The 14,674-nt window shown below is 59.4% G+C and carries 13 protein-coding genes; 8 read left to right on the forward strand and 5 right to left on the reverse strand.

The features are described 5' to 3' along the window. Window positions 1-7: 7 nt before the first annotated feature. Window positions 8-307 (reverse strand): ArsR/SmtB family transcription factor, encoded by a 300-nt coding sequence (locus KHQ24_RS12905; RefSeq protein ID WP_002914277.1) that lies wholly within the window; start codon window positions 305-307, stop codon window positions 8-10. A gap of 74 nt (window positions 308-381) precedes the next feature. Then, window positions 382-987, reverse strand: coding sequence for an FMN-dependent NADH-azoreductase (locus KHQ24_RS12910; protein ID WP_004205724.1), 606 nt, complete (start codon window positions 985-987; stop codon window positions 382-384). A gap of 103 nt (window positions 988-1,090) precedes the next feature. On the opposite strand from KHQ24_RS12910, the gene KHQ24_RS12915 reads away from it, so the two are divergent. Together KHQ24_RS12915 and KHQ24_RS12920 are read left to right on the forward strand one after the other, a co-directional pair. Then, window positions 1,091-2,008, forward strand: coding sequence for a LysR family transcriptional regulator (locus KHQ24_RS12915; protein ID WP_017900622.1), 918 nt, complete (start codon window positions 1,091-1,093; stop codon window positions 2,006-2,008). Window positions 2,009-2,067: 59 nt separating this feature from the next. After that, a complete protein-coding gene (locus tag KHQ24_RS12920) occupies window positions 2,068-2,664 on the forward strand; it encodes an undecaprenyl-diphosphatase (RefSeq protein WP_004205726.1) in 597 nt (198 codons plus the stop codon). A gap of 2 nt (window positions 2,665-2,666) precedes the next feature. Here KHQ24_RS12920 and KHQ24_RS12925 read toward each other — a convergent pair whose 3' ends face one another. Then, the gene (locus KHQ24_RS12925; RefSeq protein WP_064150754.1) at window positions 2,667-4,454 is read right to left on the reverse strand and encodes a sigma-54-dependent Fis family transcriptional regulator; all 1,788 of its coding nucleotides are present in this window, start codon (window positions 4,452-4,454) and stop codon (window positions 2,667-2,669) included. A 263-nt stretch (window positions 4,455-4,717) separates the two neighbouring features. Between KHQ24_RS12925 and KHQ24_RS12930 the strand changes: the two genes are divergently transcribed. From KHQ24_RS12930 to KHQ24_RS12950, 5 genes are all read left to right on the forward strand, one after another. Then, window positions 4,718-6,238, forward strand: coding sequence for an aldehyde dehydrogenase family protein (locus KHQ24_RS12930; RefSeq protein WP_004205728.1), 1,521 nt, complete (start codon window positions 4,718-4,720; stop codon window positions 6,236-6,238). Between the two features lie 699 nt (window positions 6,239-6,937). Further along, window positions 6,938-7,522 carry a fimbrial protein gene (locus KHQ24_RS12935; protein ID WP_004205729.1) on the forward strand — a complete coding sequence of 195 codons (585 nt, stop codon included), beginning with the start codon at window positions 6,938-6,940 and terminating at the stop codon, window positions 7,520-7,522. Window positions 7,523-7,716: 194 nt separating this feature from the next. After that, a complete protein-coding gene (locus tag KHQ24_RS12940; protein WP_032426129.1) occupies window positions 7,717-8,379 on the forward strand; it encodes a molecular chaperone in 663 nt (220 codons plus the stop codon). A 36-nt stretch (window positions 8,380-8,415) separates the two neighbouring features. Further along, entirely contained in the window at window positions 8,416-10,971 is a 2,556-nt protein-coding gene (locus KHQ24_RS12945; protein ID WP_023318963.1) for a fimbria/pilus outer membrane usher protein, read from the forward strand. A 7-nt stretch (window positions 10,972-10,978) separates the two neighbouring features. Further along, a complete protein-coding gene (locus KHQ24_RS12950) occupies window positions 10,979-12,073 on the forward strand; it encodes a fimbrial protein (RefSeq protein WP_048325436.1) in 1,095 nt (364 codons plus the stop codon). Here KHQ24_RS12950 and KHQ24_RS12955 read toward each other — a convergent pair. Continuing rightward, window positions 12,070-12,759 carry a molecular chaperone gene (locus KHQ24_RS12955; RefSeq protein WP_049003946.1) on the reverse strand — a complete coding sequence of 230 codons (690 nt, stop codon included), beginning with the start codon at window positions 12,757-12,759 and terminating at the stop codon, window positions 12,070-12,072. The genes KHQ24_RS12950 and KHQ24_RS12955 overlap by 4 nt on opposite strands. A 42-nt stretch (window positions 12,760-12,801) precedes the next feature. Then, window positions 12,802-13,353: a fimbrial protein gene (locus KHQ24_RS12960; protein WP_065696879.1), complete on the reverse strand. Its 552-nt coding sequence runs from the start codon at window positions 13,351-13,353 to the stop codon at window positions 12,802-12,804. A 550-nt stretch (window positions 13,354-13,903) separates the two neighbouring features. Here KHQ24_RS12960 and KHQ24_RS12965 point away from each other — a divergent pair. Further along, window positions 13,904-14,665, forward strand: coding sequence for a transporter substrate-binding domain-containing protein (locus KHQ24_RS12965; protein ID WP_211777307.1), 762 nt, complete (start codon window positions 13,904-13,906; stop codon window positions 14,663-14,665). Window positions 14,666-14,674 lie beyond the last annotated feature (9 nt).

Consider the following 14,674-nt stretch of genomic DNA (forward strand, 5'->3'; position numbering starts at 1 on the left):
AGGCTCCTCACGGGCAATAGAGCGTTTTCAGCGTGTTGATCACCTGCTGTACTGCAGGATGGGTGATGAAATAGTGAATACGCTGAGCGTCGCGTTCGCTGTCGATCAGCCCCTCGTCACGCATCCGCGCGAGATGCTGCGAGGTGGCGGAAGGGCTCAGGCCGGTGGCGCGGGCGAGTTCACCGGCGCTGGCCCGCGGCGCGTCGCACAGCATGCACAGGATCAGCAATCGGTGAGGATTGCTCATCGCTTTCATTAGCGCGGCGGCTTCTCCGGCGCGGGCCTGCAGATCTTCAGGTGTGGTCATGTATTTTAGCTTTTTCTAAATTTAGATAACTCTAAAATAAAAAGACCGCCAGCGCCAGCACATTTTCCCGTGACTCAGGCCGGAACGGCGAGATCGGCTATCTGCGCCCGGGCGCTGGCGATCCCGGCGTCGCGACCGTGCGGGCGGTTATCCAGCCCTTCGGCATAGATAAACTCCACCTCATGGATCCCCATCAGCCCCAGCACCGCGCGCAGATAGGGGGTGACGGCGTCGGTGCTTTCGCCCTGGTGAATACCGCCGCGGCTGCTGACGACCACCGCCCGGACGCCCTCGACCAGCCCCTGCGGCCAGCTGTCGGTGTAGCGAAAGGTTTCCCGCGCCCGCGCCACGAGGTCGAACCATTTCTTCAGATCGGTCGGGACGTTGAGGTTATACATCGGGGCGCCGATCACCAGCAGGTCGCTGGCTTTTAACTCGGCGATAAGCTGGTCGGAGAGCGCAACCGCCGCGCGGATGGCCGGCTGCGGATCCGCCGCCCCGCGCAGGGCGGCGAACAGCGCGCCATCCAGCGTCGGCAGCGCCATGGCGCTGAGATCGTGTTCGCGGATCCGATCGGGGTGACCCGCCGCCTGGCGCGCCGCGAGAAATTCGTTAATCAGCTGATTGGTCAGGGACGTTTCGCCATTAATGCTGGATTTTAATACCAGAACGTTAGCCATGATAAGTGCCTCAGGTAAAGGGTAGAGGCAGAGACTAACACTGTCTTTTTTCTCTCTGGAGTGACATTATTTTCCGCTATTGTATCCCATAAGGAACCAATCTGTGCGCGACGATCTGAACGCGATCCCGGTGTTTGTCACGGTGGTCGAGAGCGGTAACTTTGCCAGCGCGGCGACGATCCTCCACGTCACGCGATCGGCGGTGGGGAAAACCATTGCCCGGCTGGAGGCGCGTCTCGGCGTGGCGCTATTCCAGCGCACCACCCGCAGGCAACTGCTGACGGAAGAGGGAGAGCAATTTTATCACCAGTGTCGGGAGGCGCTGGGTCGCATTCGCGAGGCCGAAGAAGCGCTGCAGCGCGGCAAAGGCGAGGTGCAGGGACGGCTGCGGATTTCGCTGCCGGTGCTGTTTGGCCAGCGCTGCGTGGCGCCGCTGCTGTTCCGCCTGAGTCAGCGCTATCCACTGCTGAAGCTCGAGCTCCACTACAGCGACCGGCAGGTCAATTTGCTGGAAGAGGGGTTTGATCTCGCGGTGCGTATCGGGAGCCTGGCCGATACCGGGTCGCTACGGGCGCGGGCGCTGGGGGAGCATGGCATGGTGCTGTGCGCGGCGGCGGAGTACCTGCGCCGCCAGCCGGCGCCGCAGACCATCGCCGGGCTGAGCGAGCACCGCACCCTCGGCTATCTGCATAACGGTCAGCTGCAAAAATGGCAACTTTACGACCCGCAGCAGGGCGAAGTGCGCTTCACCCCGGAGGCGTGGCTGGTGCAGGATGACTTTGCCGCCATCGCCGCCGCGGCGCAGCAGGGGATGGGCATCGCCTGGCTGCCGGACTGGCTGGTGGCGCAGGCGCTCGCCGACGGGACGCTGCAGCAGGTTCTGGCGCCCAGCGACCGTGTGCGTTTCGCTATCCACGCGGTGTGGCCGGAAGGGCCGTGGCTGCCGCAAAAAACGCGGGTGGCGATCGATGCCCTGCGGGAAGGACTGCGCCTTGCTAAAAGCACACCGCCCAGCGGTTAAGGGTATCTTAAGGCATCCGGGCGATAATGACAGAAAGATGACGACTGAGAGCTATCGCCATGAACGCCCTGGAAACCCTGAATCAATCTGTTTTTTTCGCGCTTAACGCGCAGCCTGGCGCCGCGGATGGCCTGCTGTCGCTGGCCAGTTTTTGCGCCAATGGCATTGTGTTTATGATGCCGACGATCGCGCTCGGCCTGTGGTTTCTCGGTGGCCGTGAGGGACATCGTCAGGCGCTGTTTATGACCCTGGCCGTGATCATTTCCCTCGGGCTGGGGATGGTGTGCGGGACGCTCTGGTTCCATCCGCGGCCGTTTATGATCCCCCTCGGCCATACCTGGATAAGCCATCCGGCGGATAACAGCTTTCCCAGCGATCACGGTACGGTAATGTTCAGTGCTGCGTTTGCGCTGCTGTCTCTGCGCCTGCGGGCGCTTGGCCTGCTGATGCTGCTGGCCGCGCTGCCGGTGGCCTGGTCGCGGATCTATCTTGGGGTGCATTTTCCGCTGGATATGGTGGGCGCGGCCCTGGTCGCCGTCGGTGGGGTCATCGTGGCGAAGCGAGTCTGGCAGGCGGTCGGCCCACGACTGGTGCTGCTGTGCGAGGCCGTCAGCCGGCGGATGTTCTCCTGGCTGCCGGCGCGCTTTACGCCATAGTCTCAGCGGCGTGGCCGTCCGGCACGGGCGGCGCGACGGTATAACGTGCTGCGGGCGATACCCAACATCTGCGCCGCCCGGCTGACGTTGCCGTTGACTCTGGCGAGGGTATCGACAATCAACTGCTCGTCATGGGCCTGCAATCCCCCGCGCGGCAGCGGCGCAGGCGCGGTGCGATATGTCTCCGGCAGCGCATCGGGCGTTAATGTGTCGCCCTCATCGGCGAGGGCCAGCATCACCTTCAGGACGCTCTGCAGCTGGCGTACGTTTCCCGGCCACGGCAGCTGGCTGAGGTGGGTCAGCAGCGCGGTGGACAGCGTCATCCGGCGCGAAGCGCCGCCCAGGTCGCGCCACAGGGTGGCGATAAAGGTTTCCAGCGCTGGCCACTCGCGCAGCGGAGGCAGCGCCAGGGCATACTCCCGCAGGCGCCACAGTAGATCTTCGCGGAATTCGCCGGCACTGACCCGCTGGGTCAGGTTGCGGTGCGTGGCGCAGATCAAGGCGAAGTTCACCGGCACGCTGCGGCTGGCGCCCAGCGGCGCCACCTCTTTCTCCTGCAGTACCCGCAGAAGGCGGGTCTGCAGCGCCAGCGGCATATCGCCGATCTCATCGAGAAACAGCACCCCGCCCTCGGCTTCGCGGATTTTGCCGATATAGCCATTTTTACTGGCGCCGGTAAACGCCCCCGGCTGGTAGCCGAAAAGCTCGGACTCGATCAGCGATTCCGGGATGGCGGCGCAGTTAATGGCGACGAATTTACCGCTGCGCCAGCGGCTGTGCTGGTGCAGCGTGCGGCTGACATACTCTTTGCCGCTGCCGGTTTCCCCCTCAATACAGAGCGCGATGCCGGCGTTAAGCAGCCGGAGCAGCTTTTCGCCTTCCCGCGGGCTGGTGAAGGGGAGCTGCATGGCCGGCGGGGCGCTCACCGCCACCCGGCGGCGGGTGGGCTCGCGCAGGCGATAGTGATAGCGACCCTGCGGGGTGGTCAGCGGCAGGGGAACGCTGACCGCCGTTTGCGTCAGCGTCGGAAAAAGCGACGCAAAGGTGAGCTGGCCAAACTGCGCCGCGCTCAGGCCGAACTCGCGCATCGCCAGCCGGTTGCCGGCGGTGAGGACGTTATCGGAAAAGACCAGCAGCAGCTCCTCGACGCTGTCGAGCTTGTCCACCTGCCGGTGCAGGCTCATCAGCCACTGCTCAGGATGCAGGCTCTGCTTCACCCACAGATACTCAATCTGCTTTGCCGCTGCTTTCACCCAGCCAAAGGTATGCTGGTGGGGAAAATCCGCCGGGCCGGAGATATCCAGCACGCCGGCGATACTTCCGTCCGGCCGCTGGAGCGGCATCGCCGCGCAGTACAGATTCTGGTTGCGGGTGAGAAAGTGCTGACGGCCATCGATTTCGCAGCCGTCGTCAATCGCCAGCGCGGTGCCGATGGCGTTGGTCCCACGCCCGCTTTCGCTCCACAGATTGCCGGGCGCCAGCGCCACGCGCTGCGCCTTTTGCATCGCCTGGGTATCGCCGACGGTGTGCAGCACCAGACCGCCGGGGTCGGAGAGGATCACCACCGACTGCAGGTCCGCCACCTGGCGCGACAGGGCTTCCACCACCGGCTGCGCCAACTGCTGCAGGCTGCGGTGGCTGGCGAGTCGATCCGCCAGCTCGCCGGCGTCGAGGCGGGGAAAATCCTCGGTAGCGGGATCCAGACCGTAGCGCTGGCAGCGAGACCATGAATCGCTCAGCAGGGGATTGGCGTTAACCTCTGGTGCGAGAAGAAAGGGATTGCCTGGCACAGGGCACCTCTGGGTCGATGTTGCTGTGTTGCAATATTGTAGCTATTTGGTTTATTTGGTGTTGCGATTTGCAACACATAAGTGGAAACCCGTGCAACAGTGGCTGACCATCTGCCCAGTTAGTGAATGCAACCTATTAATAAATAAAAAGATTTAAAGTAAATAAAAAACTGGCATAACCCCTGCAAAGTGAGAAGCGTTCGGCGGCAAGTTTAAAAAATCAATATGCCGCTGCGTCTCAACCCTACAGAAGGAGATTTGCGATGCGTTATGCACACCCTGGCCAGCCCGGCGCCCTGGTTTCATTTAAATCCGCTTACGGCAACTTTATTGACGGTAAATTTGTCGAGCCGCTGAGCGGTGAATTCTTTATGAATACCTCCCCGGTAGACGGCAGCAACATTGCGCAGTTTCCCCGGTCGGATGCCAGAGACATTGACTTCGCCCTCGACGCCGCCCACCGTGCGGCGCCGGCGTGGGGCAAAACCTCAGTGCAGCAGCGCTCCAGGCTGCTGCTGCAGGTCGCCGATCGTATTGAACAGCATCTGGAATATCTGGCGGTGGCGGAGAGCTGGGACAACGGGAAACCGATCCGCGAAACGCTGAACGCCGACCTGCCGCTGGCGGTGGATCATTTTCGCTACTTCGCCGGCTGCCTGCGCGCCCAGGAGGGGAGTACCGCCGAGATTGATGAAACCACGGTAGCTTACCATTTCCATGAACCGCTGGGGGTTGTCGGTCAGATTATCCCGTGGAACTTCCCGCTGCTGATGGCCGCGTGGAAGCTGGCCCCGGCCCTGGCGGCGGGGAACTGCGTGGTGCTCAAGCCGGCGGAACAGACGCCGCTGAGTATTACTCTGCTGCTGGAGCTGATCGGCGATCTGTTCCCGGCCGGGGTGCTGAACGTGGTGCAGGGTTTCGGCAAAGAGGCGGGCGAGGCGCTGGCCACCAGCAAACGTATCGCCAAGCTGGCATTTACTGGCTCCACGCCGGTCGGGCGGCATATTCTCGCCTGCGCGGCGGAGAATATTATCCCCTGCACCGTCGAGCTGGGGGGCAAATCGCCCAATATCTACTTCGCCGACGTGATGGAGGGAGAAGAGGAGTTTATTGAGAAGGCGGTGGAGGGGCTGGTGCTCGGCTTCTTCAACCAGGGTGAGGTCTGTACCTGCCCGTCGCGGGCGCTGATCCATGAATCCATCTATGAGCCCTTTATGGCGCGGGTCATGGAGAAGGTGGCGCAGATCCGCCGCGGCGATCCGTTAGATACCGACACCATGATCGGCGCCCAGGCTTCCCGCCAGCAGTTCGACAAGATCCTCTCCTATATTCAGATTGCCCGGGAAGAGGGCGGCCAAATCCTGACAGGCGGCGAGCGGGCGGCGATCGCGCCGGCGCTGGATAATGGTTTTTATATTCAGCCCACGCTAATTAAAGGCCGCAACGATATGCGCTCCTTCCAGGAGGAGATCTTTGGGCCGGTGATCGGGGTGACCACCTTTAAGGACGAAGCGGAAGCGCTGGCTATCGCCAATGAGACCCAGTTTGGCCTCGGCGCTGGGGTGTGGACGCGCGATACCAACCTCGCCTATCGCATGGGCCGCGGCATAAAAGCGGGTCGCGTATGGACCAACTGCTATCATGTCTATCCGGCGCATGCGGCGTTCGGCGGCTATAAACAGTCCGGCGTCGGCCGGGAAACGCACAAGATGGCGCTGGATGCCTACCAGCAAACCAAAAACCTGCTGGTGAGCTACGGCACCGCGCCGCTGGGCCTGTTCTGAAGTCCATCTCATTTCTGATTGATCCCCAGTCCGCAATCCATTCGGGTTGCGGATTTTTTTTACTTCAAAATAACCCCATGCAAACGATGGGTTAGTATCGGCGGCAACGGCGATATATTCACATCACTGATATAACTACTTTCACTTGAAAATAAAAACACTTCCAGAACAAGAAATTATCGGATGGGGCTGACTGTCTTAGCGTCGTTTGTGTAGAAATGATGAATATTAATACCAGGAAAATTCCTAATTTTTTGGTGCTGCCCGGCAAGCGCACAATAAAACAAGACGACTTTTTGAACACTTATCTTTAAATTTGTTAATGGAATTGACCTGTTGTTGTTTAAAGGTATTTAAATTTCTTTTGTATAGATATGTAAATTAACATTGAAAAGCTATTTCAAAAATTAACTTTATGGCGAATACAGTTGTTAACCTACAATTAACATTTCCTCAGGTTGCCTTTTGATACTTCGGGTAATATATTTATTTCGCACATCAAAATAACTCTTTTTTCTTCTGCTTGTCATTCATGGCCATCTGTTGGCGAAATAAAGCAGAGTGGAGAGAACGTGTGCCTACTATCCTGCGGAAGGAACGCAATGAACATTTACAGGGAGGAGCTGACGAGCCGTTTCGCGATAGCTATGGAGCTATTGACGATGATGGAAAATATATTCGTTAACGATGAGATAAATAATGAAAAAACAACCTCGCTTTATCACCATCCTCATAGGGGCGCTGCTTTCTGGCGTCGCCTTCCAGGCTACTGCGGCCAATACCATTAATCCAAACTCGGGCACCAGTGCGCAAGGCGCCGGCGGGCAGATCACCTTCAATGGGTCGATCACCGACAGCTCTTGCAACGTCGATAGTAATTCTTCCGGCCAGCCGGTGGATCTGGGCAAATGGGCCAGCAACTATTTTACCGGCACCGGCGCCGAAACCACGAAAACGCCTTTCCATATCAAAGTGAAAGATTGCCCGGCCAGCGTGACTACCGTCGCCGTGCTGTTTGACGGCGCGCGTGAACAGACGGATACCTCCCTGCTGGCCATCAACGGCGGCGGCGCCAAAGGCGTAGCCATTAAGCTGTATGAGCACGATCAGACGACGGCGGTCAGCCTCGGTAAAACGACCGCAAAACAAACGGTCACTCCGGGTTCCAGCGGCGGCACCGGCACTGCCGACCTCGAGTTTTACGCCGACTATGTCTCCACCGCGGCGACCGTGACGGCAGGTAAAGCCGACGGTACGGCTAATTTCAATATGATTTATAACTAATTATATTGCACGTTATTCAGAGTCAGTTCATTGCGTCCTGATTAATTGCAGATAGCTAAAGAGATAATTGTCATGAAGTCATGAAATATATTCGTGACGGTATAGTTGTTTTTGCGAATTATCCCGACGGGTACTGGCTCTGTTATTTACTGCTTTATTTTATTGTCTGTTCAACCTTTGCCTGATGGTAAGTCATGATGAAGAAAATAATTGCCGTTGCGGCCTTTCTGCTGTGCTCCACGGCAGCGCAGGCCGGTATTGTCATGGGTGGAACCCGTGTGATTTATCAGGAAGGGAAGCGTGAAGCTGCTATTTCAGTCACTAATGCCGATACCCATACGCCCTATCTGGTGCAGTCATGGGTGGAAAATTACGCGGAAAACGATAAGGCCAGGGTGCCCTTCATTGTCACACCGCCCTTGTTCCGTCTCGATCCGGAGCAAAATAACGTCCTGCGCATTAACTTTATTGGCGCCTCGTTGCCCAGCGACCGTGAATCGGTCTACTGGCTGAACGTCAAAAGTATCGCCCCGACGCCCCAGGGCGAGGTGAACAAGCTGCAGGTCAATATTAAGTCGAAATTCAAAATCTTCTATCGCCCCAACGGCCTGGCTGGCGACCCGGCGAAAGCCTGGCAGCAGCTGAAATTTAGCCAGTCCGGCGGTCATCTGACGGTGGCAAACCCCACTCCCTATTTTGTCTCTTTTTATTCCGTCGCGGTGGGCGGGCAGGCAATCGACGACCCTGGCATGGTGGCCCCCTTCGGTCAGAAAACGTGGTCGGTGAGCGGGCACGGCACCGTCAAATGGCGGGCGATTAACGACTACGGCGGCGTCAGCGATTTCGCCCAGCAGTAATTCCCCTTTGTAATGAGCTTACCGGACGGCGCCAGCATGAAAAGAATAACAACAGCCAGGGTGCGGGAGTATGCCGCGTTGCCCGTCACCGCCGGACGGGCGCTGGCGCTGGCGACGCTGCCGACGATGATCTGTTGTCTCAGCCCGCTGAGCCGGGCGCTGGCTGACGACTATTTTGACCCGGCGGCGCTGGAGTTTGCCGACCCGCAGCAGCAAACCTCCGATCTGCACTACTTCGCCAAACCCGGCGGACAGCAGCCGGGGACTTACCCTGTCACCGTGGTGGTTAACGACCAGGAGCTGGGCCAGGCCGATATTACGTTTGTTGACGATGGCGGGAAGCTGCAGCCGGTGTTGACGCCCGGGCAGCTGGCGGAGTATGGGGTTAACGTTAGCGCGTTTCCGGCTTTTCAAACGCTGCATGAGGGTGAGACCTTCACCCGGATCGAGAAGTTTATTCCCGACGCCAGCAGCCGCTTCACCTTCGCTAACCAGCGCCTGACGCTGAGTATTCCCCAGGCGGCGATGAACGTGCAAAGCCGCGGCTATGTCGATCCCTCGCGTTGGGACGATGGCGTGCCGGCCGCGTTTGTCGATTACTACTTTTCCGGCGCGCAAATCAAGAACGCCGATGACGGGGAGAGCAGCCGCTCAAACTATCTCAATTTACGCAGCGGCGTGAACCTGGGCGCCTGGCGGCTGCGCAACGTCTCCTCAATGCAGTACGACCAGCAGCGCCGACACTGGGATTCACAGAGCACCTGGCTGCAGCGCGACGTCCGCTCGCTGAAGAGTCTGCTGCGGATCGGCGATACTTACACCACCGGCGACGTGTTTGACAGTATCCCGTTTCGCGGCGTACAGCTGATGTCTGACGATGAGATGCTCCCGGACAGCCAGCGTGGCTTTGCCCCTACCATTCGCGGCGTGGCGCACAGCAATGCCAAAGTGACCGTCTCCCAGCACGGATATGTGATTTACGAAACCTTTGTGTCGCCGGGGGCGTTCGCCATCAGCGATCTTTATCCCACCTCGCAGAGCGGCGATCTGGAGGTGAAGGTGACCGAGAGCAATGGTTCGGTGCGCACCTTTACCCAACCCTATTCCGCCGTGCCGTATATGCTGCGCGAAGGGCGAGGCAAATTCAGCCTCAGCGCCGGCCGCTACCACTCCGGGGCGGATTCGGTGCGCTCGCCGGAATTCCTGCAGGGCACCCTGTTCTATGGTTTGTCGGCGGGATTTACCCTCTACGGCGGCACGCAGCTGGCCCAGGACTATCAGTCATGGGCGCTGGGCCTGGGCCGCGGCTTCGGCGAATTCGGATCGCTGGGAGGCGACGTCACCCAGGCCGTCACCCGTACCCCGTCGGGTAAGCGCTATGCGGGCCATTCGCTGCGCGCTCAGTATCAGAAAAATTTTGTCAGCTCGGGCACCGCATTCAGCCTCGCCAGCTATCGCTACTCCTCCAGCGGCTATTACGATTTTGCCGAAGCCAGCGCCCTGGAAAGCGCGCAGGGGCAGGTGGACAACCGGCGCCGACGGGAAGAGATCTCGGTGTCACAAAGCCTTGGCGATCTGGGGAGTCTGGCGGTTTCCGCCTGGTCGCAGGAATACTGGCACCGGCAGAGCCGGGATGAGACGGTACATCTCGGGTTCTACAGCGCCTGGAAAGGGATCTCCTGGGGGGTGGGCTATTACTACACCCGCGCCAGCGGTCAGCAAAAAAATGATCGCTCCTGGTCTTTCAATATCAATATTCCGCTGGGTGGTCCGCTGTCCGACAGCGCGGTGAGCTACAACACCACCTCGGACAGCAATGGCTATACCTCGCAGCAGGTGTCGCTGTATGGCGCGGTGCCGTCGCGGCCGAACCTGTTCTACTCGGTTCAGCAGGGCTATGGCAATCAGGGACGAGGCAGCAATAGCAGCGCTGCTCTCGACTACCACGGCGGCTTCGGCAACGCCCAGCTTGGCTATCGCCATGACGCCGCCAGCAACCAGCTGACCTGGGGAGGCGCCGGCTCGGTGGTCGCGCATCCGCACGGGGTCACTTTCGGCCAGACGGTGGGTGAGAGCTTCGCCATCGTCCGCGCGCCGGGGGCCGCCGGGGTGGCGGTACAAAACGGCAACAATGTGCACACCGACTGGCGCGGCTATGCCGTGGTGCCGTCCCTCACCGCCTATCGGAAAAATGTCATTACCCTCGACACGGAGTCGATGGCGGATGATACCGACGTCGACCAGCAGGGGCAGACGGTGATCCCCAGCGGCGGCGCGGTGGTGATGGCCAACTACCGGACCCACATTGGCAACCGGGTGCTGTTTACCCTCCGCAATGCCCAGGGGCCGTTACCGTTTGGCGCCAGCGCGCAATTGGTCACGGCGGAGGAGAGCGGCAATGCGCCGGGCGGCATGGTGGCTGACGGCGGCCAGGTGTACCTCAGCGGCGTACCGCAGGAGGGGACCCTGGCGGTGAGCTGGGTCGTGAACAACCAGTCGCAGAGCTGCAGGCTGCATTTTCATCTTCCGGATAACCCACAGCAGAGTCTGAACACGGTGAAAACCGTCTCCGGACTGTGCCAGACACGCTGAGGCGGCTATGAAATCTGTTTTTCGTCTACTTCCTTTCCTCTTTCTGCTGACGCTGAGCGGTTATCTTCCCGGCGTGCGGGCGGAAACCTGCCGCGCGAATATCGGTCAGACCACGGTCAATATTCCCAATATCAAGTATTTACCCACGCTGCCGATCAATACCCAGATGACCAGCGCGATGGCGGATAACGGCAGTGGGATCCCTTTTTCCTGCGACCTGCAGCTGCCGACGGCGAGCGCCAAACGCATCGTCTATAAGCAGCTGAAAACCGGCGGCGCGCCGGTGGTGATTAACGGACAGCACGTCTACCCCAGCGCCATCGACGGCATCGGGTACTCGCTCAGCTTTCAGTGCGCGGGCGGCCCGATGCGCGCTATCGACGGCAGCCACTCCGCGGGCGGCGAGTCGGTGGTGGTGTGCGACAGCGCGATGCTCCCGGCGCTGATGACGCAGCAGCAAACCACGGTCAGGATCGCGGTGACCTTCTATAAAACCGGGACGGTGCAGCTGGCGGACGGGACGCATACCAACTCGCCGTCGCTGCCGCAGGTGGGGGAGATGACCATTGAGCAGCAGGCCAGCGGCAGCGCCAGCTATGTCGCCAGCGCGCCGGTCAGTATCGATATGGCTGCCCTGAACGTGGACATCGGCAGCAGCGGTAGCTGTCAGGTGACGACGTCCTCGATCCAGGTCTCTCTGGGCACGGTAAACCGGGCGGAGTTTCACGGTAAAGGGAGCACCGGCGGCCAGGCGAAGCGCTTTTCGATCCCGGTGTTCTGTCCGACGCCGACCGACGTGCGCATCGGCTTTTTCGGCGTGAGCGTGGAGAGCGATACCCTGGCGCTGAGCCAGGTCAGCAACAGCGCCAGCGGCGTCGGCGTGAAGCTGACCTACGGCAATAACCCCGGCGCGGCGGTGCCCGACGGCACCAGCGTTAAGATCAATGAGGCCAGCAATCTGCCGATCCTGAAAAGGGTAACTGGCGCCAGCGCCGGGACCGCCGAGGCTATCAATTTTAACGCGCAGTATGTGCAAACCGACGCCACCGTGGCGGCGGGCACGGCCAACAGCATGGTGACCTTCGCCCTGGAGTATAACTAGCCTGGCCCCGTGGGCAGACTGCCCTGCAGCGGGATCGGCACTACCGCGCCGTAGTCGTCGATATAGTTCAACTGGTACAGGCGAGCGCTGTCGGTGGTCATTACGGTATGGCTGCTGTAGGGCCGGAGCATCACGTTTCTCATCGGCGAGAGGTGGCCTTTATTATCGATCAGCGCCCCGTTGACCAGGGTGATATGCAGTGGGCCTGAGTTCGTCAAGCGCAGGTTATTGCCGCTCTGCTGCCACTGCAGCTTTTGCACCTCTTTGACGAGGGTGGTGGCGATGGTGGGTGGACGATAAAACAGCTTCAGACGGGTGCGGACGACAAATTGCAGCGTATGATTGCCGCCGGCGGTCGGCGGCGTCTCCTGGATATTGACCCAGAACAGGCTTTCCCGATCGTCGGGCAGCCCGCTGCCGAGATAGATAAAGCGCAGTTGGGCGGATTGCTGCGGCGATAAATAGACCAGCGGCGGCGTCGCCACCATCGGCAGGCCGACGCGCGAGGCATTGAGCCCGGCGTCCAGCCAGATCTGCACTTTATAGGGGGTGCTGCTGCGGTTATTGATATTCAGGCTGGCGACTTTGTCTTTTCCTGAATAGATCACCCGTGAGGCATTAATGGTTATCCCGGCGCAGGCCTGAAAGGCCAATGCGCTGAGCAAAACAGCCACCTGAGTTTTCATGATCGCTTCCTTTACGTCGACGTTTCATCCCTGACCGGAAAGCTATTCCTGCATAATGGTAAACCGGGCCGTCGCGTTGCCGTCGCCAGGATCCATGTGGGCTTTATCCCAGGTGTAGTAGAAAGCTTTGAGCCTGAAGGTGCCGGAGCCGCCGTCCACCGGGATCTCAATGCGGGGATCGTGTTGCGGATCGATGCGTTCATCGAGGCTGAGCGGAGTGCCTGTACGGTCGGTGAGCAGAATTCCTACGTTGCCGGCCGGCTTGCCGCGGCCGTCGAGGGCCAGTACGCGATGTTCAGGCATGCCGATGGGGGTGGGGCCATCCACCACAATATAGTAGGTGCCTTTCTCGCAATCTTTGACGCGAATATCGACACCTACCGCCGGCCCGGTGCCAGACTGACTGTTTTTCAGCCGCGACAGCGGTATGTCGCCCATGCTGACGTTGATGACCCCGTTGTCGCCCGCTCCCTCAAGCTTGCATGCCCCGTTCACAACCTTACCGATAAAGTTCAGCGTGCCGTCTGCCGCGCCAACCGGGCCGGCAACCAGTCCGGCAACCAATGTCGCCAGACACAGCGAGATTAATTTCATTTTCTTTCCTTCTGTATTGCCGATAAAACAGATCGCCAGAGCATGAATTCTGCCGCGTCAGGGGGGAATTATTTGCACTGGATATGTTTTTAATTAATTTATTTAACTTACCAATTTATTTACGTCTGGAAATAATCTGCGCATGTTATTTATTATCGCTTTACCGGGATATTAGCGTGGGAAAATAGCGGAGTAAATAAGACGGACAATGACCAGAGTGGAAGGGGGAATATCGCGAGATAAAATGTTTTGTTATTTTAATACAATGAGTTAGATTTTTCCTGCTGCTGTTTTTGAACCTAATTTCGACATCACGTCAGGCTGGAAAATACGATCGCTGGCGTAAGGCTACGCCCGGCGGATGAGAAATCATTCACCGGGCGATAGCCCTGTTTCGTTGTCAGATTTGCGATCGGCAACCGCCACGCCGGGTTGTATGTCCCGGAATTTAAAAATAGGATGAATTCCCTGTTACGCGCGGCGGAGGGTGCTGACTGAGAAGCGGCCCGCCACCCCGGCGCGCAAACCCGATAACAATAAGGATGGCGAGATGAAACTGACGGTGGGGCTGGCGCTGACGCTGGCGATAATGACCTGCGGCGCCCAGGCGCGCGATATGCAAACCATCGAGCGCAGCGGTGAACTGAAGGTCGGCGTGCCGGGCGACTACGCCCCGCTGGCGTTTCGCAATGCCGCCGGCGAGCTGCAGGGCTATGACGTCGACATGGCCCGCGATCTCGGGCGCACGCTGGGGCTGAAGGTGAGCTTCGTCTACACCAGCTGGCCCGCGCTCGCCGCCGATCTGCAGGCGGACAAATTCGATATTGCGATGGGCGGCGTGACGCAGACGCCGGCGCGGGCGAAGGACTTCGCCCTCAGCCACCCGGTGGTGGCGAACGGTAAAATCGCCTTAGCCAACTGTCAGGCTGCGCCACGGCTTGGATCGCTGGAGAAGATTGACCGTCCGGAGGTGAAGGTGGTCGTCAACCCTGGCGGCACAAACCAGAGCTTTGTCGATGAGCATATTAAGCAGGCGCAGATTATTCGCGTACAGAACAACGTCGATAATCTGGAGGCGCTGCGGCAGAAAACGGCCGATATGATGGTGACCGATCTGATCGAAGGCGACTATTACCAGAGCAAAGAGCCCGGCGTGTTCTGCGTCGCCAACGAGACGCCGTTCGCCGGCACCGCCAGCGATAAGGTGTATATGATGAGTAAAGATAATCCGGCGCTGCTGGAGAAAGTGAACCAGTGGCTGGATAGCCAGGACAAAAAGGTTCTCAAACGGAAATGGAAAATTCGCGGTTAACGCGGCGGC

Source organism: Klebsiella sp. 54, assembly GCF_018223875.1.
GTDB classification, from domain to species: Bacteria; Pseudomonadota; Gammaproteobacteria; order Enterobacterales; family Enterobacteriaceae; genus Klebsiella; species Klebsiella quasipneumoniae.

Bases quoted from the DNA above. Each gene is read 5' to 3' on its own strand.
- KHQ24_RS12960 (WP_065696879.1), bottom strand. From the start codon at position 13,353: ATGAAATTAATCTCGCTGTGTCTGGCGACATTGGTTGCCGGACTGGTT.
- KHQ24_RS12920 (WP_004205726.1), top strand. From the start codon at position 2,068: ATGAACGCCCTGGAAACCCTGAATCAATCTGTTTTTTTCGCGCTTAAC.
- KHQ24_RS12945 (WP_023318963.1), top strand. From the start codon at position 8,416: ATGAAAAGAATAACAACAGCCAGGGTGCGGGAGTATGCCGCGTTGCCC.
- KHQ24_RS12935 (WP_004205729.1), top strand. From the start codon at position 6,938: ATGAAAAAACAACCTCGCTTTATCACCATCCTCATAGGGGCGCTGCTT.
- KHQ24_RS12910 (WP_004205724.1), bottom strand. From the start codon at position 987: ATGGCTAACGTTCTGGTATTAAAATCCAGCATTAATGGCGAAACGTCC.
- KHQ24_RS12965 (WP_211777307.1), top strand. From the start codon at position 13,904: ATGAAACTGACGGTGGGGCTGGCGCTGACGCTGGCGATAATGACCTGC.
- KHQ24_RS12905 (WP_002914277.1), bottom strand. From the start codon at position 307: ATGACCACACCTGAAGATCTGCAGGCCCGCGCCGGAGAAGCCGCCGCG.
- KHQ24_RS12940 (WP_032426129.1), top strand. From the start codon at position 7,717: ATGATGAAGAAAATAATTGCCGTTGCGGCCTTTCTGCTGTGCTCCACG.
- KHQ24_RS12950 (WP_048325436.1), top strand. From the start codon at position 10,979: ATGAAATCTGTTTTTCGTCTACTTCCTTTCCTCTTTCTGCTGACGCTG.
- KHQ24_RS12955 (WP_049003946.1), bottom strand. From the start codon at position 12,759: ATGAAAACTCAGGTGGCTGTTTTGCTCAGCGCATTGGCCTTTCAGGCC.
- KHQ24_RS12930 (WP_004205728.1), top strand. From the start codon at position 4,718: ATGCGTTATGCACACCCTGGCCAGCCCGGCGCCCTGGTTTCATTTAAA.